The organism is Ruegeria sp. C5 (genome assembly GCF_056537605.1).
Window position 1 is genome coordinate 424,024 of sequence record NZ_JBQFRX010000002.1, and the last position, 24,488, is coordinate 448,511.

Here is a 24,488-nt window from a genome sequence, read left to right on the forward strand (position 1 = left end):
GTCGCTAGAACTGGCTCGCTGAGGCGACTTGCCAGTCAGCGGCGAACTCTTCGGGGATGGTCTTGCCCAACAGAGAGCCGTCATCCAGAAAGCTATATAGCTCGGCATAAGACCGCTCTCGTTCATCCGCATTTCGGCGCCGGATGTCAGCAGGGCGCAGGTCGGAAACTTTTGCTTTGCCCATAGCCCCTAATATCTCGCGGAAACTTTCAAGCGTCGCGTCATGAAACCGATGCACGCGCTGTCGTTTCTGTGGCACATTCACCGCCCGCCCACGGATCGGATCTTGCGTTGCCACCCCCGATGGGCACCTGTTGGTGTTGCAATGCAGCGCCTGAATGCACCCCACCGCAAACATCATCGCCCGCGCCGCATTACACATATCCGCACCCAAAGCGAATTTCTCGACCATATCGAACCCAGTGGCCACTTTGCCCGAACAGATCACCCGCACCTTGTCGCGGACCCCGATACCGCGCAGACAGTTGTTTACAAATATCAGTGCCTCGTTAAGCGGCATCCCCAATCGGTTGGTGAACTCGACCGGGGCAGCGCCAGTGCCCCCTTCCGCGCCGTCCACCGTGATGAAGTCAGGCAGAATCTCAGTTTCCAACATCGCTTTGCAAATCGCCATAAACTCGGATCGACGACCGATGCACAGTTTGAAGCCCACGGGCTTGCCACCTGACATCTCTCGCAGATGCTGAACGAAATGCATCAATCCAGTCGGTCCATCAAAGGCCGAATGAATAGGTGGGGAAATCACATCCTGATGTACTGGAACCCCACGAATCTCGGCGATTTCTTCATCCACCTTTGCTGCCGGTAGGACCCCGCCATGAGACGGCTTCGCCCCTTGCGATAGTTTGATCTCGATCGCCTTGACGACATCTTTCTTGGCCTTTTCGGCAAACAGGTCCTTATCGAACCCACCTTCAGGCGTGCGGCATCCAAAATATCCTGTTCCGATTTGCCAGATGATGTCTCCACCTTCTGCCAGATGGTGGGGGGACAGTCCGCCTTCGCCCGTGTTATGCGCAAAACCCCCATCTTTTGCACCGCCATTCAAAGCACGGATTGCGTTGGCGCTGAGTGCACCGAAACTCATTGCTGATACGTTCAGACGCGACGCATTGTAGGGTTTGTCGCACTGAGGGCCGCCCAGTATCACCCGTTCTTCGCTCTCTTCAACGTGCCTGGGGGATAGCGAGTGATCAGCGCGGTGATAACCTACCGTCATGATATCGTACTGAGTGCCAAACGCCTGAGTATCCACCTGCCCCTTGGCGCGGGAATAGACCAGACTGCGGATAATCCGATTATAGGGCCGCCCGCTCTCATTGGTTTCAACGAAATACTGCCGGATTTCAGGGCTGACAAACTCCAACATATATCGGAAGTGACCCAGTACCGGGTAGTTGTTCAGCACATTATGCTTGGTTGTCAGCATATCGTAGAGACCGACAACCGCATAGGGGATCAGTATGATCAGCAACCAGTGGGCGGGTGGCCAGAAAAAACCCCAAAGCAAAGTCAAAGGCAAGCAGACATAGCTGAGGAAATAGTAGAGCCTGCGAACAATCATTTTCTATCTCCCTGAGTAGCGCTGTGACAGCGTGACCTTGAATGGGCATTGGGTCCATGACCCTGCTCTTCATCCAGAACGTGGAACAAATTGACCTGTTTGCGCAAGCCCTTGCCAATCAAACAAAGATAACGGTTGGGTTAGCGAGGCCGGTTGAACCAAGCAAAAGCAGTCTGTATGCAAAATGAAACGCTGGTCAGAGCAGGATCAACCGCAGTGTCGAAAACAGCGCCTGCATTCGGGCATCGCGCCCTGATGTATACAGCCGTCTTTGTGGGGGGTGCTGCAGGGTCGTTGCTGCGCGAGCTATTTTCGCTGGAGATCCCCGGCGCTCCGTTCCTGACCGCGACTTTCGGCATCAATGTTGCGGCCTGTTTCGTTCTAGGTTGGCTCTATGCCATTCGAAATCGTGTCCACGCCCACGTCCTGCATCTAGGGGCCGTCGGATTTTGCGGTGGGCTATCGACGTTTTCCTCATTCGTCGCCGAGCTGGAAAGACTGGCAGAAACCGGGAATTGGTTTGTGATTATCGCCGTAAGCGCGGAGATCGCATTTGGTCTTACGGCGGCGGTTCTTGGGGAAGCGCTGGGTCGGCGGCATCATTCCCGGGAAACATCGGAATGACGACCTTGTATCTGCATGCCATGTTCGCATTGGGCGGAGGATTGGGGGCTGTACTGCGGCATTGGCTGGCGCTTCGGGTGACGCATGATCTGCCGTACTCGACCCTGATCGTGAATGTTCTGGGCAGCCTTCTGCTGGGTCTATGGATTGGTTATCTGGGTGGCTCTGCGGAAATGGGCGAAGAGGAAAAACGCCTTGTATTCGGGTTTTGCGGCGGCTTCACCACATTCTCAAGCTTCGCCTATCAATCGCTGCAATTGCACCGTGAACGGACGATCGTATTTGCCGCCGGTAACATCGTTCTCAGCCTCGTCTTGTGCTGGTTCGCGCTATGGCTGGGCCTTGTTCTGACGCGCTAGTGAACGGGTGCTGCAGCCCTTTGGTCGGGCCTGGGCGCGCGGCAGAAGAACAACAGTGGGATCGTGGCCAACGCCAGCAGTCCAAGATTGTTGAATACTGTAAGGTACGAGATCATCTCGGCCTGCCGAGCAATCTCTTGTCCCAAAATGGCGGCGCCCCGGGCGCTATCGGGTGTCAGCCCCAGCGGCGCAAGATAAGCCTGTGCAGCAGGATTGTAGGGTGTCACATTCTGGCTGAGCACTGCCGTATTGGTTTGCAGGCCTCGCACGACCCAAGTCCCCACCAATGAAATACCTACCGAAGAGCCAAGCTGCCTGGTGACGTTGAATAGGCCCGATGCCTCATCCTGCCTTGATTTACTGATGCTCTCGAATGCCAGAATAGACATCGGCACAAACACCAGCCCCATCCCCAGACCACTGACAAAGCCCGGCCAAGCCAGTTGCCAGAAACCGGCGTCGAGGTTGAGCGTGCCCAACATGAAATTCCCCACTGCTGTCAACAGCATCCCCAACCCGGCTAAAACTCGTGGATCAAACCGGGTGACCAGTACGGCCCCGGTCAGCACCATCGATGCACCTGCTGCGATCCCGCGCGGTATGAACAAATGACCGGATTCGATCACGGGGTAATCGAGCAGGCTTTGCACAAAGGTTGGCAGTATGGCGATCCCGCCAAACAATGAGATCGCGAACCCCGCTATCACCAGGTTGCACAGGGCAAAGTTGCGATCCGCAAAAAGGCGCAAATCAACGACAGAATGCCGGGATGTCAGAGAATGGACGATGAACCCCAGCGCCCCAAGAACCGAAGCGATCAGCGCCAGCTGTATCATCCTCGATGACAGCCAGTCCTTGGTCTCACCTTGGTCAAGAATGAATTGAAGGCATCCGATGCCAAGTGCCAGCAGCGCCAGACCTTTCCAGTCGATGCGCACCTCTTCGGTTTTGTCGTCCGGCAACTCGCCCGCCAAAAGCAGCAGGGCCATGGCAGCGACCGGAAGGTTGACGAAAAACACCATTCGCCACGAAAAATACTCTGTCAGGACTGCGCCTACAGTTGGGCCCAACACTGGTGCGACCACCACGCCCAAGCCAAAGACCGCCATGGCCTGCCCCCGTTTTTCGCGCGGAAAGGCATCAAACAGGATGGACTGCGACAACGGGATCAGGAACGCGCCGAACATCCCCTGCGCCAGGCGGAACGCGACGATAGTCTGAAGACTCCATGACAGGCCGCACATGACAGACATTGTGGCAAAACCCGTGACCGCAGTCAGGATCAGCCTGCGCCGCCCGACCCGACGCGCGACAAACCCAGTCAGCGGCATGACCACAACGGCTGAGACGATATAGCTGGTTAAGATCCATGTCGCCTGATCGGTTGTGGCCCCAAAAGCCGCCTGAATATGCGGCAACGCAACATTGACGATGGTACTGTCCAGAACTTCGAGAATTGCACTGAGCACGACGGCCACGACAATCACGCGATTGATATGGCCGGCATCAATCATTGGCTGGTTCCGGTTGTATCCACCGTAACTTTGCTGCTGCCTCCTACACGTAGCGGAGCATCAGTTGGATCAAGCTCAATCCGCACCGGGAAACGTCGAGTGACCTTGACCCAGTTGCCGCTGGAGTTTTCGGACGGCAACAACGAAAACGTATCGCCCGAGCCTCGACCGATCGACGCAACCTTGCCGGTCAGGGTCGTGTCTGGAAGCATATCCACCTGCACTGTGACCGGTTGACCGGGTCGGATGCGTGGCAGTGATGTTTCCTTGAAATTTGCATCGACCCACCAGTCAGACGACTCGACAATGGAAAATTGCGGCGCATTGGCCGAGACAGACGACCCTGGCCGCAGCGTCAGATTTGCGATCCAGCCATCGGCCGCGGCATAGACCTTGGTCCAGACAAGATCGGCCTGCGCGATTTCCAACGCAGCCTGCGAGGACAACACATTGTCCTGCCGGGCCGCGAGGCCACTTTGCAACGCAGAAAGCTCGGACCGGCTGGTGGTCAACCGGGCCGAAGCCTGTGCGAATTCGGATGTAGTTTGGTCCAGCGAGGCCTGCGCGAGGTCCCCGTCCGAAAACAAAGCTCGGGCGCGTTCAAGATTGCTCTGCGCGGTTTCGTAGAACGAGTTGGCGCTTTCGACAGCGGCCTGTGCAGCGGTGATCTGGTTCGAGAAGGAGTCAGCCTGCTGAATGGCACTGTCCAGATTAGCTTTGGCCTGATCGACCGAGGCTTGGAACTGTGTCGGATCAATCGAGAACAGCAAATCGCCTGCATTGACCGGCTGGTTTTCGACCACCGCAACGTCTGAAACCTGCCCGGTCACCTGTGCGGCCACATAGATGATATTCGCGCCGATATAGGCGTCTTTTGTTGACGGATACCGCTCTTCATGCCGCCAGAAAAGGAACAATCCAACAGCAATCGTGACCAGGATCCCTGCGGCGGCAATTGCCTTGAATGACTTCATAAGCAGCTTCCTTTTTGGTGCCTAAGCGAGCGACCTCACATCACCTGCATATGCATGCGCATGGCCAGATTGCCCAGAATCCAAACTGTCCCGCCGATGATAATCAGCAGAACAAGTGTCGAAAACAGAACCAGGTCCAGATCCTCTCGGCTGCTGCGGCGGCGGTCGATGTGTAGAAAATAGATCAGTTGAACAACCAGTTGTGCCAACCCCAGAAGGCCTATGGTCATATAGACGCCTGGTGTTTCAATACCGAAATGATAGGCGATCACAAATACCACCAGCGTGAGCAGCAGTGACCCACCATAGCCAATCACGTAACGCCGCCGTTCGCGGTGATGCATCTCGGATCGTTTATCCATAGGCCAGCCCTCCGAAATACACGATGGTTATTATGCCGATCCAGATAAGATCGAGGAAATGCCAGAATAGCGCCAACCGCACCATACGCGACATCAGCAGATCGGTCAGCCCGAACATACGCAGCTGAATACCCAGCACGATTAGCCACAGACACCCGGCTGCAACATGCAAGCCGTGGAGCGGTACGAGACCATAGAAGGCCGACAAAAACCCGCTACGCTGTGGGATACCGCCTTGGGCTGCCATGTTCATGAAATCACGGATTTCCAAAACCAGAAAACTGAGCCCCAGCAACAGAGTCACTCCGAACCACAGCACGATCCGTGCCCGAGGCAGGTTGTATTTCAGCGCCAACATCGCCAGCCCGACGGTCAAACTGCTGGTCAGCAGAATGAGAGTCTGGGCAAAGATGCTTTTAAGGTCGAACAGCTCATGCGGGCCTGGACCGCCGGCCTGCGCGTCTATCATGGTGATATAGATCGCGAACATCAGGCCGAAATAGACCAGATCGCTCATCAGGAAGACCCAGAAGCCGAAAGTGACGACCTCGGTCGCCTTGTGGGCGCTGGCGTGGTCCTCGCCGAGGTTTATCCCCGGATAGCTGTGCTTGGGTGCGCGCCTCATGTCACGGCCTCCATATCCGGGCGGGCGAGGCCGCGATTTTCCGGTGTACTTTCATGATCGCGATCCACAGCGGCGGTGCTGTGGACCAGCGCCAACCACGCCTCGTGTTCTTTGCGGACCTCTTCGGCGGGGATGATGACCTCGGTGCTGGTGTCGAAACTCCAGATGATAATGGCGAGGATCATCGCGATGGTCATCAGTGCTGCCAGCCACCAGATCCACCAGACCAGAGAGAACATCCAGATGCCACTGAGCACGCAGAGGATAAACCCGATGCCGGTGTTGCGCGGCATCTCGATATCTTCGTAGGCCGCGGGTGCAGGATAGGCTTGTCCGCGCTCCTTAGCTGCAGCAAAGTCATCGCGGTCACTAACCTGCGGAATAATAGCGAAGTTGTAGGGCGGCGGCGGAGACGGGATCGACCATTCCAGCGTGCGCCCGTCCCAAGGATCACCGACCGGTGCGCGGGTCTGTTCTCGGTCGCGTATACTGACCCACAATTGGACCAGGATCGAAAGCAACCCGCAAGTAATCACCAGCGATCCTATGGCGGCGGTGATCATGTAGGGGTGAAAGCTGGGATCCTCCCAACTGAACGACCGGCGGGGCATGCCCATCAGACCAACGAAGTAGAGCGGCATGAAGGTCAGCAGAAACCCAACCGTCCAGCAGAAAACCGAAACGCGGCCCCAGAACTCGTTTAGACGGAACCCAAAGGCCTTGGGAAACCAGTAGTTATAGCCGGCTAGCAACCCGAACAGCACACCGGGTAGCAACGCGTTGTGGAAATGCGCAACCAGAAACAGCGTATTATGGACCTGATAGTCGACGGTTGGATTGGCAAGAACCACTCCGCTGAGGCCGCCGATGACGAACAACATCAAGAACGCAAGGCCATAAAGCATCGGGACCGAGAATCGAATGCGCCCACGGTACAGAGTCGCCATCCAGTCATAGACCTTAACCCCGGTCGGAATGGCGATCAGCATCGTGGCAATCCCGAACACCGCGTTGATCAGAGCGCTTTGCCCCATGGTGAAGAAATGATGCAACCAAACCGTGAAGGACATGACCGCAATCGACATTGTTGCGATGACCAGTGAGTTGTAACCATAGAGACGCTTGGCCGAAAAGGTGGCAAAGACCTCAGAATAGATTCCATATGCAGGCAGGACCAACAGGTAGACCTCGGGGTGGCCAAACAGCCAGAACAGGTTGGCATAGTTCATCATGTTGCCGCCAAGGTCATTGGTGAAGAAGTGAAAATCCAGATAGCGATCCGCGGCCAGCAGCAGCGCGGCAACGCCTAGGGGCGGCATAGCAAAGATGATCAGGATCGAGCTGCAAATGATCGTCCAGCAATACATGGGCAACCGCATGAACTTCATCCCCGGCGCACGCAGCTTGTAGATCGTGACGGCAAAGTTGATGCCAGTCAGTGTTGTGCCCACGCCCGAGACCACGATGGCCCAGATCCAGTAATCCGGCCCAACGCCGGGATTGAACGCGGCCCCGGTATAGGGCGGATAGGCGGTCCAACCACCTGTTGAGAATTCGCCCACCACCAGCGAGACCATCAGCATCAGCCCGGCCGAGACGGTCAGACCAAGCCCGATCTGGTTCATCACCGGAAAGGCCACGTCGCGCGCGCCTATCATGAGCGGAATTATGTAATTAGCGACGCCAAAGACAAAAGGTACCGCGACGAAGAACACCATTATGGTGCCATGAGTGCTAAACAGTTCCGCGAAATGCTCGGGTTCCAGGAATCCGTCCCCCGGTCCCGCCGCCTGTTGGGCCCGCATCACCACGCCTTCCAAGACGCCCCGCGCCAGCATGACGATGGCGAAGACAATGTACATGATGCCGATCTTCTTGTGATCAGCGCTGGTCAGCCAATCGCGCCAGAGCGGACCCCACAACCGGAACCACGTCAGGATGCCAATCACTACCACTACGCCCACGATCACAATAGCAGCAGCAGCGTTTGCAATGATCTCATTTGCGCCAGGGTTCTGGATCAGTCCAGCGATGGGAAAGGCATCCCAGCTCAGGCGACCGAAGAAACCGGTCTCGGCATTTGTCATTGGCTTGCCTCCTGCCCGTATTCAGCCGTTCCGGGTTGCTGATCCAACTGCAGAGGCTCGCCGCTGTGATAACGACGCAGGATCGAATGGAATAGGTCGCCCTCTTCCAGCGTGAAATAAAGCGCATTCAGCGGCATGAGTTCGGTGCCCAATGCCGCCTGCACCTCATCCCGATCCGTACGCATCGCCAACGTCCGATAAGTGCTTTCGGTCAACGGTATGCCATGCACTTTTACGCTGGCGACCCATGCCTGAAAATCCTCGGGCTGCATGGCTTGCGCCAGGAATTTCTGCTTTGTGAATCCTCGGCCATTATACTGTGTGTTCTCGCCTTGCATCGTTTCAGGCGAGTCTGCCACCAGGTGTAGCCGAGTCGTCATCCCCGGCATGGCATAGATTTGCCCCGCCAGCGCCGGGATCATGAACGACTGCATCACCGTGTCTGTGGTCAGCGTCATCGCAACTTGCTGTTTGATCGGTATGCCCAGTTCTCCCACCGTTGCGATGCCATGATCTGGATAGATGAACAGCCATTTCCAATCGAGGCCAACCACCTGCACATTTAGGGCAGGCTCTTCTCCAAAAGGGGCCGAATAAGGGTCAAGACGATGTGTCGCTTTCCAGAGATAGAAAGACAGGATCATCACGATCACGACCGGGACGCCCCACATCACAAATTCAAGCTTCGCCGAAAAATCCCAATGCGGCGTGTATGCAGCATTTCCACCCTTACGTCGGCGATAACGCAGGGCAATCAGCGGCACCAGAGCCAGAACCGGTATCACAGCGATCAGGATAAGAGCCGTCGCGCGCAAAAGGTGTGTCTTTTGCACCGCTGCAATCGGGCCTTGGGGGTCCATGAAGCTATCACTCGCCCCGGCAGACTCAGCCGTCAACAACAGAGCAACAAAGATCACCAAGGCTGGCACAGCGACTGAATGTATCCGAGACAAGGTCACACCTGATGATCCTCTTGCGGCGGGGTTTCCCGGCAACTATCGGCAGAGTCACGGATTTTCTCAAGAACTTTTCCAAAATCACCCTGCGCCGCCGCTGTTGACATGAGGTCAAGCGCGCGCGAGACCAATCATATGCGTTTGGTTCTTGCTATAGTCTCCCTGGTTTGTCTTGCCGCCCCCTCGGTAGCGCAAGATCGCGCTGAGGTTGAACGTCAGTTCCAGAACTGGCTGCACCAAGCCATATGGCCTCGGGCAAAAGCCAAGGGCGTTTCGAAACGCACGTTCCAAAGTGCCTTTGACGGGGTAACGCTAAACTGGGACCTTCCTGACCTGGTTCCGCCGGGCAGCCCCAAAAAGACACCCAAGCAACAACGGCAGGCCGAGTTCGGCTCACCTGGTCGATATTTCAATGCCGGATCAGTCCAGGGTGCCACCTCCGTCGGTCGCAAGATGGCTAGGCGCCACGCGGACACGCTATCACGTGTCGAGAAAGAAACCGGCGTACCTGCCCGTATCATACTGGCCATCTGGGGCCGCGAAAGCGGATACGGACAAGTCCCGATCCGCCATAATGCGTTTCAGGTGCTGGGCACCAAAGGGTTCATGAGCACACGGGCAGAGTATTTCACGGCTGAACTGATTGCTGCGCTACAGATCGCTGAATCCGGTCACGGCCAAGGCCACGCACTGAAAAGCAGTTGGGCGGGTGCCTTGGGGCAGCCTCAGTTCATGCCCACAAATTTTCTGACTTACGCGCGCGATGGCGATGGGGATGGCCGAACTGATATCTGGGGCTCAGCCTCGGACACGATTGCATCGATCGGCGCGTATCTTGACGAGCACGGATGGGTGACAGGCCGCGACTGGGGGTTCGAAGTTATCCTACCCACGACCGTTTCTTGCGCGTTGGAGGGCCCTGATCAGGGGCGGTTGATCCGCGATTGGGTCGCCATGGGCGTAAATCGCGTTTCCGGCAAACCTTTTCCGGCACATGAACTTGATGCCGAGGGCTATCTTATGATGCCTGCCGGTCGTAGCGGTCCGGCCTTTATCGTAACGCCCAATTTCTATGTCCTCAAAGACTATAACACCAGCGACCTTTATGCGCTGTTTGTGGGACATGTCGGTGATCGCATCCAATACGGAGTTGGCGATTTTCGGGGTCGTTGGGGCGATGTCGGCAATCTCTATCGTTCAGATGTCGCCAGCATGCAGCAGGTGCTTGTTCAACAGGGTCATGACGTCGGTGGCGTCGATGGCCTGCCCGGATACAAAACCCGACGCTCGATCGGGCGCTGGCAAGAGGCTTCTGGAAGCACACCAACCTGCTTCCCCGATGCCTCATTGAAGGCCGTTCTGAAGCCGTAGCAGCGTACTGATTCGCCATTTACGAGCATCACTGCGAACACATTCACCCACGGTGATATGTTGAGCTTCACGAAAATGTCACTGCCACGAAGCGTTTCAAAATAAAATTTTAACACCTCCGCCGGCTGCGGTTCTAATCAGCCTTTGTGGTCTTCACCCACCGCAAAACCCTTTACCTTTGCTTCAAAACTGACAGGTTCATGGGCAGTGAAAGATAGCTTTCGCATTCGGATCTCCGACATTGCCTGATGCATGAATGCCGAAATTATCGATCTTGGCACGATCTAGATCAAGGTAAAGTCCAGACAATTGCCGGAGACAAAATGGCAGACAAGCGCCCACCGCGAATGCGGTTTGGACGTTCGAAACCATACAAAATGGGAGTAAACACATGAACAAAATAATCAGAACCTCTTTGGCAGGACTGTTGTCCTCGACCATCATTGCCGGTGCTGCAATTGCTGCCGGTACACATCCCGAAACCGGAGAAGCCCTGGCCGACGATCAGACCTTCACCTATCGGATTCTCGATGAACACAGCTCGGTCGACCCGCAAGTCGTAGAAGATGTGTCGGGTGCAGAAATTGTTCGCGATCTGTTTGAAGGCCTGATGAATCAGGATGAGGACGGTAACCTGGTTCCTGGTGTCGCCACCGAATTCTCGGTCAACGATACCAAGGACGTTTACACCTTTACCCTGCGCGATGAAGCGAAGTGGTCGAATGGTGATCCGGTGACCGCAGGTGACTTTGTGTATGCCTGGAAGCGCGCCGTCGATCCCGAACTGTCGTCGCCCTATGCGTGGTTCATGGAACTGATGTCGATCGAAAACGCTGCCGAGATCATCGCGGGCGAAAAACCGGTAGATGAGTTGGGTGTCAAAGCCATCGACGACAAAACGCTGGAAGTCCGCCTGAGCGCCCCCCTGCCCTATTTCCCGCAGATGACCACACATTCGACAACCTTCCCGGCACCGCAGAAAGTGATCGAAGAATTTGGTGACGCCTGGACCAAACCGGAAAACATCGTCTCGAACGGCGCTTATGTTCTGACCGAGCACCTGCCGCAGGAACGCTCGGTACGTGAACGCAACACCGCCTATTGGGACAACGATAACACCATCATCGACAAGGTCGTGGCGCTGGTCATCAATGATGAAAACGTCGCCCTGACCCGCTATTTGGCTGGCGAACTGGACCGCACCGAAATTCCAGCCGGCCAGTACCCACGACTGAAGGAAGAGCACCCTGTAGAAGCCATCAGCTTCCCACGCCTGTGCAACTATTATTACACCTTCAACCTATCTGATGGTGGCCCCGAGGCTTTCAAGGACCCGAACGTCCGCCAAGCCCTGTCACTGGCCGTTGATCGTGCGATTATCACCGAAAAAGTGATGGCAGGCGGTCAGCCCGAAGCCTACACTTTCGCCCCCGAAGCAACCGCAGGCTTCACCGTACCGGCCGTTGAAATGGCATCCATGTCCCAAGCCGAACGCGACGAGTTGGCGAAGGAGCTTCTAGCAGAAGCAGGTTATGGGCCTGACAACCCTCTGAGCTTCCAGATGGTTTATAACACCGCGGAAAACCACAAGAAGGTCGCCGTTGCGCTGAGCCAGATGTGGAAGCAGAAGCTTGGCGTGAACGCCGAACTGGCAAATATGGAGTGGAAAGTCTTCCTCGAGGAGCGCGGCAACCAAAACTTTGAGCTGGCACGTGGTGCTTGGTGCGGAGACTATAACGAAGCGTCGACCTTCCTGGACCTGCTGCAGTCGGACTCGGGCTATAATGACGGCAAATATGCCAACGCGCGCGTTGATGAGCTGCTGGCCGAGGCCAAAACCTCGGACGATCCGGCTCCGCTTTACACCGAAGTTGAACGCATCATCGCCCAAGAAACGCCTGTGATCCCGATCTATCACTACGCAGGCGTCTATATGATGGACAGCGATGTAGGCAACTGGCCGGTGAACAACGTCGAGCAGAACTGGTACTCGAAAAACCTCTACAAGCTCGCTGAATAATCGTCTTTGAACCACGCCCTGCCCCGGAGACATCCGGGGCAGGGCCAATAAACACGGGGGCATGAAATGCTTGCCTACAGTTTAAAGCGGCTGCTGGTCGCTATTCCGACGATCCTGTTACTGATCGTCGCCTGCTTTTTCCTCATGCACATCGCGCCTGGCGGGCCATTCACCTCGGAACGGCCATTGCCGCCGCAGGTTCTGGCCAATATCGAGGCGCGTTATGGATTGGACCAACCGCTGTGGAAACAGCTTTGGGACTATCTGTATAACATCGTGGTGCATTTCGATTTCGGACCGTCCTTCAAATTCAAGGATCGGGATGTGAACGACATCATCGCGCAGGGTTTCCCGATTTCGCTGACCTATGGTTCGTTGTCTTTCCTGGTGGCAACTTCCGTTGGCGTCGCGCTGGGAATTGCCGCTGCAATCAAACACAATAGCTGGATTGACTACTTTGCGGTGGGTCTGGGTATCGCCGCTCAGGCGCTTCCTAACTTCATCATGGGGCCGATCCTGATCCTGACCTTTACCCTGTGGCTGGGGTGGCTGCCGGGTGGCGGCTGGCATGGCGGTCAATGGCAGTATCTGGTGATGCCGGTGATTGCGTTGGCGACCTCCTACATGGGCTCAATCGCAAGGATTACGCGGTCATCGATGCTGGAGGTTCTGAACTCGAACTTCATTCGAACTGCACGGGCCAAGGGATTGCCGACAAGAACCGTGATCTGGCGCCATGCGCTTAAGCCGACATTGCTTCCCGTTGTCTCGTACCTCGGGCCGGTTTTTGTCTACGTTCTGACCGGTTCGGTTTTTGTCGACATCTATTTCTCAACCGGTGGTCTGGGGCAGGCCTATGTCGGCTCGGCTTTGTCTCGCGACTATGCTGTGCTGCTAGGGGTCACCATTCTTTACGGCGCGTTGACCGTGGTTGTGAACCTTCTGACCGACCTGGCTTATGCCTGGTTCGATCCAAAAATCCGATACTGAGGGGCAGGCAATGCTTGGAAAATCACAAAAAGCCGCCCATCTGGCCGAGGAAATCACTGATTACACGGTCATTCAGGGGCGCTCGCTTTGGCAGGACGCACGGATACGTTTTGTCCGCAACAAGGCCGCAATGGCCAGCGTTTTCATTCTGGGTCTGATCGTGTTGTTCACGATTGTTGGCCCTTACTTCGCAGTCTGGAACAATGAAGAGATCGACTGGAACGTCATGGGGGACGTGCGCGGCATGGGTATGCCGTCCATGGAAACCGGACACTTTTTCGGCGTCGATGATCTGGGGCGCGACCTATACAGCCGTGTCATTCAGGCCACCACCACATCGCTGCTGGTCGGTTTGATCGGGGCCGCGACCGCTCTGATCGTCGGCACCTGCTATGGCATCACCGCTGGATATATTGGCGGGCGCACCGACAGTGCCATGATGCGGTTCGTGGACATCCTGCTTGCAATTCCGGCAACACTGATCATCATTTTGCTGCTTGTCGTGGCGGGAAGATCCTTTTTCATGCTGTTCATCGCCTTGGGCGCTGTTGGTTGGCTGACGATGGCACGGATTGTTCGGGGGCAAACCCTGACCCTCAAGAACCGCGAGTTTATCGAAGCCGCGCGCGCCGCCGGTGTCAGTGAGTTCACCATCATGTACCGACACATTCTGCCCAACCTGTTGGGCGTTGTGATCGTGTACGCTTCGCTGCTGGTGCCCGAGATGATCCTGACGGAAAGTTTCATCTCGTTCCTGGGCCTCGGGATCTCAGAACCCTACACATCGTTAGGCCGCCTGATCGCTGAAGGGGCTGGCACCATGGCGTATGGTACGCTATGGCAGCTGATGTTCCCTCTTACTTTTTATGTCGCCATCATCATCACCATGTTCTTCATCGGTGACGGGCTACGCGACGCTTTGGACCCGAAGGATCGCTGATATGAGTCTGTTTTCCGTCAAGGACCTGAGCGTCCGATTTGATACGCCCGATGGCGTGGTTGAGGCTGTAAAAGGCATCAGTTTCGACATTGATCCCGGCGAATGTATGGGCATCGTCGGCGAAAGTGGCTCGGGCAAAAGCCAGACGTTCATGGCAGCGATGGGGCTATTGCCCACCGCTGGCCACGCGACCGGTTCCGCAATGCTGAATGGTCAGGAAATCCTGAATCTGCCCGTGAACAAAATCAACAAAATCCGAGGCTCTGACGTCGGCATGATCTTTCAGGATCCGCTGACCGCGCTGACCCCTCATCTGCGAGTTGGCCAGCAAATGCGCGAGGTGCTGCAAGTTCACGAGGGCTTGCAAGGCTCGGCTGCCCGCCAACGTTGCCTTGACTGGCTCAACCGCGTGCGCATTCCCGAAGCGGCACGACGTCTGGATCAGTATCCGCACGAGTTGTCTGGCGGCATGCGCCAGCGCGTGATGATTGCCATGTCGATGCTGTGTAATCCCAAACTGTTGATCGCGGATGAGCCGACTACTGCGTTGGATGTGACCGTTCAGGCCGACATTTTGGACCTGATGGTACGGTTGCAAAAGGATGAAGGTACGGCCATAGCTCTGATCACCCATGACATGGGTGTTGTCGCGCGCATGTGCGACAATATTCAAGTCATGCGTATGGGTGAGTTTGTGGAGGCCGGTGACACGCGCGAAGTCTTTCGTTCTCCTCAGCATGATTATACCCGCACGCTACTTGAGGCGATGCCGCGAATTGATGCGGGCGATGCTCCGAAAGCTCTTTCGCAGACGGAAGAACCGTTACTGAAAGTGGATGACGTCAAGGTGCATTTCCCGATCCATGTCTCGGGCGGCCTTTTTGGACATAAGGTGCCGCTGAAAGCCGTAGATGGCGTGAGTTTCGACATTCGAAAGGGCGAGACCCTGGGTGTTGTTGGAGAATCCGGCTGTGGCAAATCCACGCTGGCCCGGGCTGTGCTGCAATTGATCGAACCTAGCGCGGGTAATGTCAGCTGGCTGGGGCATCCGATCGTCGGGCTGAAACGGGCCGAGTTGAACAAGTACCGCAAGGACCTGCAGATCGTGTTTCAGGACCCGCTGGCGAGCCTTGATCCACGGATGACGATCTCGGCCTCGATCGCGGAACCGCTGAAAACCTATCGCCCGGATCTGACCGAGCGGGAACGCAAAGAGTTGGTCGCCGAGATGATGGAGCGTGTTGGCTTGAAGGCCAACATGATCAACCGATATCCGCACGAACTATCCGGGGGGCAAAACCAGCGTGTTGGAATCGCGCGTGCCATGATCAACAAACCAAAACTGATTATCTGTGACGAGGCAGTCTCTGCGCTGGATGTGTCCATTCAAGCCCAGATCGTAGGATTGTTGCGTGAACTGCAACAAGAGTTTGGCCTATCGATGATCTTCATCAGCCACGATTTGTCTGTGGTACGTGCGGTTTCGAACCGGATCATGGTTCTATATCTGGGCCGCATCGTTGAATTGGGCGATGGTGAAGTGATCTGCTCCGAACCGAAACATCCTTACACTCAGTCCCTGATCTCGGCGGTTCCGATCCCTGATCCGGATGTCGAGCGCAGCCGCCAAAGGCTTAAACTACCGGGAGAATTGCCTTCTCCCATGGATCCGAAAGCAGCTTTGCGCTTTTTGCCCAGCAGATTGTCTATGGGTGAGACCGACTATGTACCTCAACTCAGTGAGATTGCCCCGGATCACTTCGTCGCCGAACACGATCCGCTTGAGGCGATTATGGCCAATGCATAAGCTTACGCGCCCGATCCGATCTATCGGGCGCGTCTTAAACTTCATAGAACAAGTGATTAGTGGATTAGTTCCTTGATCCCGCATTCGGTCGTGTTTCGTTTTGACTCTGCCCTTAAGTTAATGGCAGATTCCAGCAAACCCGTACCAGACCAGCCGGGTGTGATTGATTGGTAGGATTTTAGATTATATGTGGGGGCTCCGGCATCACCGAGAGTCGTCGGCAATATATAGAATTAGTGAGGTAATATGGTACGCAAAGTCACCAAGGCGATATTTCCCGTAGCGGGAATGGGCACTCGGTTTCTTCCGGCGACAAAGTCGGTGCCAAAGGAAATCATGACATTGGTTGATCGTCCGCTGGTCCAATATGCCATCGACGAAGCGCGTGCGGCCGGGATCACTGAATTCATCTTCGTGACATCGCGCGGAAAATCAGCGCTTGAGGATTATTTCGATCACAATCTGGTGCTGGAACAAGACCTCAAATCCAAGGGCAAAGACGAACTGCTTGAAGTATTGAACGCAACCAATATGGAAAGCGGAGCGATTGCCTATATCCGTCAACACAAGGCTTTGGGATTGGGGCATGCGGTCTGGTGCGCCCGTCGACTGATCGGGGATGAACCCTTTGCCGTGATGCTGCCCGACGATGTGATTGCCGCCGACAAACCCTGCCTACAGCAGATGGTCGAAGCCTATGAGGAAACCGGCGGCAACATGGTCGCCGCGATGGAAGTTCCCAACGAAAAAACCAGCTCCTACGGTATTCTGGATACCGGCCAGATTGTTGGAACGGTTGTCCGTGCCAAAGGAATGGTGGAAAAACCGAGACCAGAGAACGCGCCATCCAATCTTGCGGTGATCGGTCGTTACATCTTGGGTCCTTCGGTTCTGTACAATCTGAACCAGAAAAAGAAGGGAAGTGGTGGCGAAATCCAACTGACCGACGCAATTGCTGAGGATATTGGCAATGGTGTCCCTGTCTTTGGCTACAAGTTTGACGGACAGCGGTTCGATTGTGGTTCAAAGGCTGGCTTTCTACAGGCAACGGTCTCGTTCGCGTTGGCCCGCGATGATCTGCGCGACGACTTAAACCTATATCTGCATGAAGTCGTGGCCTCTGAACGGGCCGCACAATAGGCCTAGCCGTGTCAGCCATTCTGGATTCAATTCAGTAATTTTAGCTTTATAGTTCAGAAGGGGCAGACATTATGAGCACAGTCTATCCTGTAATTCTATGTGGCGGGTCAGGTGCTCGGCTTTGGCCGTTGTCGCGTAAAAGCTACCCTAAACAATTTGTTCCGCTGATCGGTGAAGCCAGCCTGCTGCAGCAATGTGCCGAGCGGTTGAAAGGCCCGACCGATACGCCTTACGCCAAACCTCTGATCCTGACCAACGAGGCTTTCCGCTTTGTTGTCCCTGAACAGTTGATGGCCATAGGAATCGATCCGGGGCCGATCTTGATCGAACCCGAAGGACACAATACAGCACCTGCGGTGCTGGTCGCTGCCCTGCACCTTTCATCCATTGATCCCGACGGGATGATGCTGGTAGCCGCGTCGGATCACGTCATTCCAGACAGTGCGGCCTTTCACGAGGCCGTCACCGAAGGTGTCCGAACAATAGTCGAGCGTGGAGATCTGGTGACGTTTGGGATCACACCCGACCGACCCGAAACCGGGTATGGCTACCTTAAGCTCGCCCAAGCACCGGACTCGTCGGGCGCTTCTGTGCAACTTGACCGGTTCGTTGAAAAACCCGATCTTGAAAACGCCAGGGCAATGGTGGCTGAAGGGAGTTATCTTTGGAACTCGGGCATCTTTTTATTCGCGGTCAGAGATATCCTTGAGGCGTTCGACCAGCATGCACATGATCTAATTGCGCCCGTTCAGAAGGCGGTTGAGCATGCGCAGTGTGATCTGGGCTTCCTGCGGTTAGATCCCGAGGCCTGGGCGACGGTTCAAGACATCTCTATCGACTATGCGGTTATGGAGAAGGCCGACAATCTCAGCGTTGTCCCTTATGCCGCCGGGTGGTCAGACGTGGGCAGCTGGTCTGCCGTACAAGAGCTGAGCAACCCCGATCCAGACGGCGTTGCAACTGCCGGCGAAGTGACCGCCATAGATTGTCGCAACGTGCTTGTGCGTTCTGAATCGCCCGCGCTAGAAGTTGTTGCAATGGGGTTAGAGAACGTAATCACCGTGGCTATGCCTGACGCGGTTTTAGTCGCCAGCATGGACCGGACGCAAGACGTCAAGCAGGCCGTCGCAGCATTGAAGGCAAAAGGCGCCAAGCAGGCGGTAGCATTGCCCGTTGATCATCGCCCTTGGGGATGGTTCGAAAGCCTCGTCATTGGCGATCGGTTTCAGGTCAAACGCATTCACGTCCATCCCGGCGCTTCGCTGAGCTTGCAATCGCATCACCATCGGTCCGAGCATTGGATTGTCGTGGAAGGCACCGCCGAGGTGACTATTGACGACAAGGTACAGCTCGTGTCTGAGAATGAATCCGTCTATGTGCCGCTCGGGGCCGTGCACCGGATGGTAAACCCAGGCAAAGTGCCAATGGTTCTTATCGAGGTGCAGACCGGGACCTATTTGGGTGAAGATGACATTATTCGCTACGAAGATGTCTACGCTCGTGACTGAGATCTGATTTCAAGAACTGATCCAAGTTTGGGGCATCTGCAAGGCATATGTCTCCATATTTCTGAGACCAAATCTTAAAAATTCGAAACCTGGGCGTTCGGCTGGGTCAGGCGGGATTTACGCACATCACGGCAGTGTGGCGCGCAATCATCATCGGACCGACACCACAGGAGGATGCCCATGCCACAGAACTCTCCCCGTCTAAATCTGCCCTATCTGCAACCCGCGCAGGCCCAAAAACATGTGACCCATAACGAAGCGCTGCGTGCGCTAGATCTGGTGGTGCAGCTAAGCGTTGCGTCCGTTAACGCGACTATCCCACCAGCTGCTCCTGATCAGGGTGAAACCTATGCATTGGGCACGTCTCCGACCGCGGCATGGTCCGGACAGGATGGAAAACTGGCGGCTTGGTTGGACAACGGGTGGCATTTCTTGACGCCCGACATGGGCTGGCGGGCTTGGGATCAAAATGCAGGGCTGTTGAAAGTCTGGGACGGGTCGGCGTGGATCGACCCGCCGGTCAATACACAGAACCTTTCCGGGATCGGCATCGCAACCGGATCAGACAGCACAAACCGTCTGGCCGTACGTAGCCCTGCCACCTTGTTGACGCATGAGGGCGCTGGCCACCAACTCAAGATCAACAAGGCTGGTGCCGGTGATACTGCCTCGCTGCTGTTTCAATCGAACTGGACCGGCCATGCCGAAATGGGCCTATCCGGCGATACAAATTTTTCAATCAAGGTCTCGCAGGATGGCGGAAGCTGGGTCGATGCTTTGCGGTTTGACGCCACAACCGGAACAGCCAGCGGAGCGGCTGTGCAAAGCAGCGCCGATGACACCACCTCGGGTCGCCTGATGCGGGCAGATTACGGGTACGGACCGGGCAATGTGCTGGGCACCGTATCCGAAAGCAGCGGTGTACCCAGCGGAGCGGTGATCGAGAGGGGCAGCAAGGCAAATGGTGACTACACGCGCTTTGCTGACGGAACCCAGATTTGCACCGCCGTTCTAAGTGCGGTGGCCTGCACGACCGCAACTGGTAGTATGTTCGCCAGCGGTACCGCCAATTGGGATTTCCCTATTGCCTTTGCTGACAGCAGTTCTCCCGCTCTCAGCGGGAACGGCGGCGGTATTGGCCGATTTATGGGGTTTGACGCACCTTCAGAAACTCAAGCGACGTATCAGGTGATGGCTCCATCCTTGGACGCTACCAGTATAGCGCCAACAGTGATCGCAGTCGGACGTTGGTACTGAATAAAGACCGTTCGGGCCATCGCCCGGACGGTTATCGTTCTTGCAAATTGGTTTCTGACCGATCCAGACAACACGCAAAGATCTGTCTTATCCTGTACCCAAGATCGATACCAGGAACCCAGCTAACAACCCTATCATTTCACTCTTTGTGAAAGCGGCAGATCAAGGCCAGTTACAAGGCCGCCGTCCATACGCGATATCGACCCTGCCCGGTTACTTCGCGGATTAGCCCCCTATCGCTGAATTTGTCCAGATTTCGCTGTGCCGCTGCACGCGAGGCATGGGTCAGTTCTTCGGCCAGCGGGGCGGAAACCATCGGCCAAGCCGTCAACGCATCAATCAGCACGGGTGGGGTACGACCGCTTAGGTCCGAAATGGCGTCGCGGGCGCGCCCTTCCCAAGCGCTGATCCGGTCCAAATGCAGCAAAGCCGCAAGTGAGGCCTGGCCTGCCCCCTGAATCCAAGCCGAAAGTTTCTCGTCCAACGATCCTGCCCCCCGCAATGCACCTGGGCCCGACAGAGAAAGCGGCATGAACAATGCGCCACCTCGACCCATCGCGGAGGCATGACGGGCCGCGATGACAGCGGCCTCGGTATCTTGTCCAATGCCAGAAGACAACGCGCACCACGCGTGAAATCCGATGGCGGCCTGGGTAACCGGGTGCAAACCGGCGACATTTCGCATGGTTTCTGCCAGATCAATCACTGCTTCGGGTGTATCTTCGAAACCTTGGGCCTGACGGTCTAGAAAAGCGGTCAGCCCCGCATCCCAGCCGCCCTCTGATGGCGCAGCACCCGACGACAGCCGCCTCACTGCCCATCCCGCCCGATACAAAGCCTGCACATCATCACCGGTTGCTCCGATCCGCAAACCGGTCCAAAGCGCAAGGCGGTCGACGCTGATCCGATCGCCCGTCCACCAGCCCAGATCCGAGACCTCCATCAGGGCCAGACGGTGACCCCACCCCTTGGGACCCGCGCGCAAACGTTCATCCAGAGCTCCAAATGTCACGGCCAGATCGGCAAGTTCAGCTGATAACTCGGATTGGGCCGCACGCCAGTCCCTTGGGTCAAACAGCAAACGCTGGTCCGGTCTCGGTACAGAGGGTAGAAATTCTCCCGGGTCTTCCTCGCCGTCGGGCGGAAGGAACCACAAATCGTCGTCTTCCGGCGGATCGGCGTCATAGATGCTGCGCGGCCCTTCTTCCAAGGCCTCATCATCCGGGTCCGGTATCTGAGGGTTCGGCTTCATGTCGGGTATTCTTCGGGCATTTACCGCGGTTCACAAGTGGTTTTGCGGATTCTTGTCGCTCAGCCTGAGAACGCCTCGGTCAAAACACTTAGTTCTCCACTCAGGTCTGTTGGCGCATCTCCACCCAACAGCATATAGCCGTAGCCATCATTCGCCCATGTCGCTGTCGCAAGACCACTGAGCACCGCAAGGTTCACATCCTTGACCGGTGCTCCCGCGCCTTGCCGGATCACACAAAACGCCACCGGATTGCCCTGAGCGTCAGCAAAGACCACCTGCACCAAAGGTTTACCTTTGAACGACAGTACCTGAGCACGTTTCAGATCAAGGCCCGGCAGAGTTTCCAACACGTCCCGGTTCAGTGAACGACCCAACTGAGCCTCGGCCTGAACAAACTGCGCGTCCAGCGTTTGCTGAGAATTGTCCAGATCGGCAATCGTGTCCGGTGAATAAAGCGATTGATAGATCGCAGCCTGCTCCGCCCAGCCCAATGCCTGTGGTCGCGTGGCCCAGAATGTTGCAGACGCAGCAATAACAGCAACTGAGGCTGCGACCGCCAGCAAACGGAGCGGTCCGGCATTGGATTGTTGAGCGCTCGGAATGGGCAGATCGATCGAAGGCGCCTCAGTTGGAATGCCTTCAAAAGCCTGCTGCACAACCTGGGCAAATGGGTCGAGCGCCATGAGTCGGTGTTCGAGTGCAGAATCCTCGGCCACCGCGTCTTCGATGGCGCGGGCTTCGGCCTCATCGAGGCTGCCTTCCAGATAGGCCAGAAGTGTTTCGTCGGAAAACTTCATTTGCCACTCCGTTGCACGGTGTCAGCCGCATCGTGCTGCATAACGGTTTTCAGTTTCTGCCGGGCATTGGAAAGCCGGCTCATGATTGTGCCGATGGGTACGTCCAGCATATCCGCAGCTTCGCGGTAGCTGTAGCCTTCGACAAACACAAGCATCACCGTTTCACGTTGCGCCTCTGGCAGCTGCATCACTTGAGTAAACACCTGAGCGGCGAAAATATTCGTTTCTGAATCAGGCCCTGTCGCGACTAATTCCGCCTCGGGCGTGACTGAAAGCGCCTGTGCCTTTCTTACGGATCGCGCCCGTATCTCGTTCAGCCATATTGAACGGCAGATCGTCATCAGCCAACTGTCCAGCCGTTCATACGAGGTGACCTGGTGGTGCTTCTCCAACGCCCTCAACGCCGTCGCCTGCAACAGATCATCTGCAACATCCGACGCCCCCGACAAAGCCAGCCCAAACCGCCAGACCCGTTTCGAGTGGGTCTGGATAGCGCCGCGCACGGCTTGTTCGGTGCTTATCTCAACACTCATCGAATAAAACGCGACCTGTGTGTGTTTGCTTTGACATGGGACCGGGCCCGCTTGGTCAGAACTGTCATAGATCCTGGAGGAAAGAAATGAAACTTCTGTTCAAAACAATCACGATTGCGTCGGCTATTATTGCAGGCCCGGGTCTGGCCGCTGATTGGACACTAAACCCGGATGCGTCTCATCTGGCTTATGGAACGGTCAAGATCGATGATGTTGGAGAGGTCAATTCTTTCACCAACCTTTCGGGTCATGTCAGCGAAGATGGCAAGGTTAATATCGATATCGATCTGTCGTCGGTCGAAACGAATATCGAAATCCGTAACGAACGGATGATCGAGTATGTGTTTCGCAAGGCCGCGACCGCGACATTGAGCGCGAACATTGAAATGGACCAAGTGTCGAAACTGGATGTGGGGGCCAGTAACACGATTGAGGTGGATGCGAAGCTGGCTCTGGCGGGGACCGAGGTGGAATTCTACACCGATATGTTTGTCCTGCGTGTGGCCGAAGATACCGTCATGGTTTCATCCAACGACATGGTGTTCATCAGCACCGAGGATGCGGGCGTTTCGGCAGGCGTAGACAAGCTGATGGAGTTGGCGCAACTACCCAGCATCACCCGCACCGTACCGGTGACCGCACGATTGATGTTCAGTCTCGAAGGCTGAAACCTAAGAAAAGTACGGGGTCGAATTTGGCCCCGGCTTATGCCCCCCAAGTGTCGCTTAGGCGATAGCCGCCAGGCCATGGGTCATCGGGGTCGAGCATGTGCTGGTGCGTACCCGTAATCCAGCCTCGCCCTGAGATTTCCGGGGTGATCGCCACGCGGCCGTTCAGATCATGCCGCTCTACGATACCGCAGCGAAATTCACTGTTGATGACTGAACGCGCGTGGTAGCGATCGGTCATCGTCATTTCTCCCTTGGCCAGCAAAACCGCCATCCGGGCTGAAGCACCGGTGCCACAAGGTGAACGATCCAGCTTACCCGGTTTGATGGCGACAGTATTTCGTCCGATGAGAATATCGCCCTGACGATCGAGCGGGCCTGCAATCTGGCAAAACGAAATGTGACTCCAGTCTTTAGTGGGGTGATCGAAGCCTAGCTGCTCATTGGCGGCATCGGTGATACGCGCGCCAGTCCTTGCAAGATCAGCTCCTTCATCAGGGGTAAGCTCGAAACCCAAATCGGCGGCATCGACAATTGCAAAACTGTCGCCACCAAACGCGGTATCCACGCGCAACGTCCCGATGCCCTCAACCTCGATCCGAGCATCCAGCTTGTCGACGAAACTTGGCACATTATGCACAAAGATACGTTCAGCCTTGCCATTGCGGCATTCGGCGCGGACGCGGATCAACCCTCCTGGGGCTTCCAATGTCAGATGGGTTTCAGGCTCGTGCATCGGAAGAATGCCACTGTCCAACAGAACCGTTGAGACACAAATCGAGTTGGAGCCTGACATCGGTGGCGTGTCTTCCGGTTCCATTATGATGAACGCTGCATCGGCCTCGGGGTTTTTTGGTGGAACCAACAGATTCACATGGCGAAAGACACCGCCGCGAGGTTCATTCAGCATGAAATCCCGCAATGTCTGGTCTTCAGCGATAAAGGTCCTTTGGTCCCATACCGTCTCTCCCGGAGGCGGAGCGACGCCGCCGACGATAACGTCGCCCACTTCGCCTTCAGCATGGGCCGAGATTACATGGATGGTTTTGGAACTGCGCATTGAGCCTCCTGAAAGCCGATGGATAATGCGCAGTCATGCAAAACAGATCCGGTCTGGCA

The 24,488-nt window shown here is 56.0% G+C and carries 23 protein-coding genes; 12 read left to right on the forward strand and 11 right to left on the reverse strand.

Features of this window, described 5'->3' with window-relative positions; all coding sequences use genetic code 11:
- Positions 1-4 precede the first annotated feature (4 nt).
- Complete coding sequence (locus ACR0AW_RS09865; protein WP_170646932.1) at positions 5-1,585, reverse strand: FMN-binding glutamate synthase family protein; 1,581 nt, start codon at positions 1,583-1,585, stop codon at positions 5-7.
- A 56-nt stretch (positions 1,586-1,641) separates the two neighbouring features.
- Between ACR0AW_RS09865 and ACR0AW_RS09870 the strand changes: the two genes are divergently transcribed.
- Genes ACR0AW_RS09870 through crcB form a run of 3 tightly spaced genes read left to right on the forward strand, consistent with a single transcriptional unit; the run spans position 1,642 to position 2,568 of the window.
- Positions 1,642-1,773, forward strand: coding sequence for a hypothetical protein (locus tag ACR0AW_RS09870; RefSeq protein ID WP_480459527.1), 132 nt, complete (start codon positions 1,642-1,644; stop codon positions 1,771-1,773).
- Between the two features lie 28 nt (positions 1,774-1,801).
- On the forward strand, positions 1,802-2,209 hold the full coding sequence (locus ACR0AW_RS09875; protein ID WP_480444196.1) for a fluoride efflux transporter FluC: 408 nt from the start codon (positions 1,802-1,804) through the stop codon (positions 2,207-2,209).
- On the forward strand, positions 2,206-2,568 hold the full coding sequence (gene crcB / locus ACR0AW_RS09880) for a fluoride efflux transporter CrcB (RefSeq protein ID WP_170394509.1): 363 nt from the start codon (positions 2,206-2,208) through the stop codon (positions 2,566-2,568). Before ACR0AW_RS09875 ends, crcB begins: the two co-directional genes overlap by 4 nt.
- Here the strand turns inward: crcB and ACR0AW_RS09885 are convergent.
- The 6 genes from ACR0AW_RS09885 to ACR0AW_RS09910 are packed head-to-tail and all read right to left on the reverse strand — an operon-like array spanning position 2,565 to position 9,089.
- Entirely contained in the window at positions 2,565-4,082 is a 1,518-nt protein-coding gene (locus ACR0AW_RS09885; protein WP_170732726.1) for a DHA2 family efflux MFS transporter permease subunit, read from the reverse strand. The two genes, crcB and ACR0AW_RS09885, sit on opposite strands and share 4 nt — an antisense overlap.
- Positions 4,079-5,056, reverse strand: a complete 978-nt coding sequence (locus tag ACR0AW_RS09890; RefSeq protein ID WP_170407817.1) for an HlyD family secretion protein — start codon at positions 5,054-5,056, stop codon at positions 4,079-4,081. Before ACR0AW_RS09890 ends, ACR0AW_RS09885 begins: the two co-directional genes overlap by 4 nt.
- 35 nt (positions 5,057-5,091) lie before the next feature.
- Positions 5,092-5,418, reverse strand: a complete 327-nt coding sequence (locus ACR0AW_RS09895; RefSeq protein ID WP_255612219.1) for a cytochrome o ubiquinol oxidase subunit IV — start codon at positions 5,416-5,418, stop codon at positions 5,092-5,094.
- Positions 5,411-6,043, reverse strand: a complete 633-nt coding sequence (locus ACR0AW_RS09900; RefSeq protein ID WP_170394501.1) for a cytochrome c oxidase subunit 3 — start codon at positions 6,041-6,043, stop codon at positions 5,411-5,413. The genes ACR0AW_RS09895 and ACR0AW_RS09900 overlap by 8 nt, the downstream gene beginning before the upstream one ends.
- The gene (locus tag ACR0AW_RS09905) at positions 6,040-8,130 is read right to left on the reverse strand and encodes a cbb3-type cytochrome c oxidase subunit I (protein ID WP_170732727.1); all 2,091 of its coding nucleotides are present in this window, start codon (positions 8,128-8,130) and stop codon (positions 6,040-6,042) included. The genes ACR0AW_RS09900 and ACR0AW_RS09905 overlap by 4 nt, the downstream gene beginning before the upstream one ends.
- Complete coding sequence (locus ACR0AW_RS09910) at positions 8,127-9,089, reverse strand: cytochrome ubiquinol oxidase subunit II family protein (RefSeq protein ID WP_170732728.1); 963 nt, start codon at positions 9,087-9,089, stop codon at positions 8,127-8,129. Before ACR0AW_RS09910 ends, ACR0AW_RS09905 begins: the two co-directional genes overlap by 4 nt.
- 132 nt (positions 9,090-9,221) lie before the next feature.
- Between ACR0AW_RS09910 and ACR0AW_RS09915 the strand changes: the two genes are divergently transcribed.
- From ACR0AW_RS09915 to ACR0AW_RS09950, 8 genes are all read left to right on the forward strand, one after another.
- Positions 9,222-10,457 (forward strand): lytic murein transglycosylase, encoded by a 1,236-nt coding sequence (locus ACR0AW_RS09915; protein ID WP_170732729.1) that lies wholly within the window; start codon positions 9,222-9,224, stop codon positions 10,455-10,457.
- Between the two features lie 391 nt (positions 10,458-10,848).
- Positions 10,849-12,477 carry a peptide ABC transporter substrate-binding protein gene (locus ACR0AW_RS09920; protein WP_170596173.1) on the forward strand — a complete coding sequence of 543 codons (1,629 nt, stop codon included), beginning with the start codon at positions 10,849-10,851 and terminating at the stop codon, positions 12,475-12,477.
- Positions 12,478-12,543: 66 nt separating this feature from the next.
- Positions 12,544-13,467 carry an oligopeptide ABC transporter permease OppB gene (gene oppB, locus ACR0AW_RS09925; protein ID WP_170422826.1) on the forward strand — a complete coding sequence of 308 codons (924 nt, stop codon included), beginning with the start codon at positions 12,544-12,546 and terminating at the stop codon, positions 13,465-13,467.
- A gap of 10 nt (positions 13,468-13,477) precedes the next feature.
- A complete protein-coding gene (locus ACR0AW_RS09930) occupies positions 13,478-14,407 on the forward strand; it encodes an ABC transporter permease subunit (RefSeq protein WP_170732730.1) in 930 nt (309 codons plus the stop codon).
- A 1-nt stretch (position 14,408) separates the two neighbouring features.
- Complete coding sequence (locus ACR0AW_RS09935; protein WP_170732731.1) at positions 14,409-16,214, forward strand: ABC transporter ATP-binding protein; 1,806 nt, start codon at positions 14,409-14,411, stop codon at positions 16,212-16,214.
- Between the two features lie 246 nt (positions 16,215-16,460).
- On the forward strand, positions 16,461-17,354 hold the full coding sequence (galU, locus tag ACR0AW_RS09940; RefSeq protein ID WP_170732732.1) for a UTP--glucose-1-phosphate uridylyltransferase GalU: 894 nt from the start codon (positions 16,461-16,463) through the stop codon (positions 17,352-17,354).
- A 71-nt stretch (positions 17,355-17,425) separates the two neighbouring features.
- Positions 17,426-18,862, forward strand: coding sequence for a mannose-1-phosphate guanylyltransferase/mannose-6-phosphate isomerase (locus ACR0AW_RS09945; RefSeq protein ID WP_170732733.1), 1,437 nt, complete (start codon positions 17,426-17,428; stop codon positions 18,860-18,862).
- 180 nt (positions 18,863-19,042) lie between these two features.
- Positions 19,043-20,119: a DUF2793 domain-containing protein gene (locus ACR0AW_RS09950; RefSeq protein ID WP_170732734.1), complete on the forward strand. Its 1,077-nt coding sequence runs from the start codon at positions 19,043-19,045 to the stop codon at positions 20,117-20,119.
- 172 nt (positions 20,120-20,291) lie between these two features.
- Here the strand turns inward: ACR0AW_RS09950 and ACR0AW_RS09955 are convergent, their stop codons facing one another.
- The 3 genes from ACR0AW_RS09955 to ACR0AW_RS09965 are packed head-to-tail and all read right to left on the reverse strand — an operon-like array spanning position 20,292 to position 22,701.
- Positions 20,292-21,371: a helix-turn-helix domain-containing protein gene (locus ACR0AW_RS09955; protein ID WP_170732735.1), complete on the reverse strand. Its 1,080-nt coding sequence runs from the start codon at positions 21,369-21,371 to the stop codon at positions 20,292-20,294.
- 59 nt (positions 21,372-21,430) lie between these two features.
- Positions 21,431-22,168 carry a hypothetical protein gene (locus tag ACR0AW_RS09960; RefSeq protein WP_170732736.1) on the reverse strand — a complete coding sequence of 246 codons (738 nt, stop codon included), beginning with the start codon at positions 22,166-22,168 and terminating at the stop codon, positions 21,431-21,433.
- A complete protein-coding gene (locus ACR0AW_RS09965; RefSeq protein ID WP_170422839.1) occupies positions 22,165-22,701 on the reverse strand; it encodes a sigma-70 family RNA polymerase sigma factor in 537 nt (178 codons plus the stop codon). The genes ACR0AW_RS09960 and ACR0AW_RS09965 overlap by 4 nt, the downstream gene beginning before the upstream one ends.
- A gap of 86 nt (positions 22,702-22,787) precedes the next feature.
- On the opposite strand from ACR0AW_RS09965, the gene ACR0AW_RS09970 reads away from it, so the two are divergent.
- Positions 22,788-23,369 (forward strand): YceI family protein, encoded by a 582-nt coding sequence (locus ACR0AW_RS09970; RefSeq protein ID WP_170732737.1) that lies wholly within the window; start codon positions 22,788-22,790, stop codon positions 23,367-23,369.
- Between the two features lie 37 nt (positions 23,370-23,406).
- Here ACR0AW_RS09970 and ACR0AW_RS09975 read toward each other — a convergent pair whose 3' ends face one another.
- Entirely contained in the window at positions 23,407-24,429 is a 1,023-nt protein-coding gene (locus ACR0AW_RS09975; protein ID WP_170732738.1) for a trans-3-hydroxy-L-proline dehydratase, read from the reverse strand.
- Between the last annotated feature and the right edge of the window lie 59 nt (positions 24,430-24,488).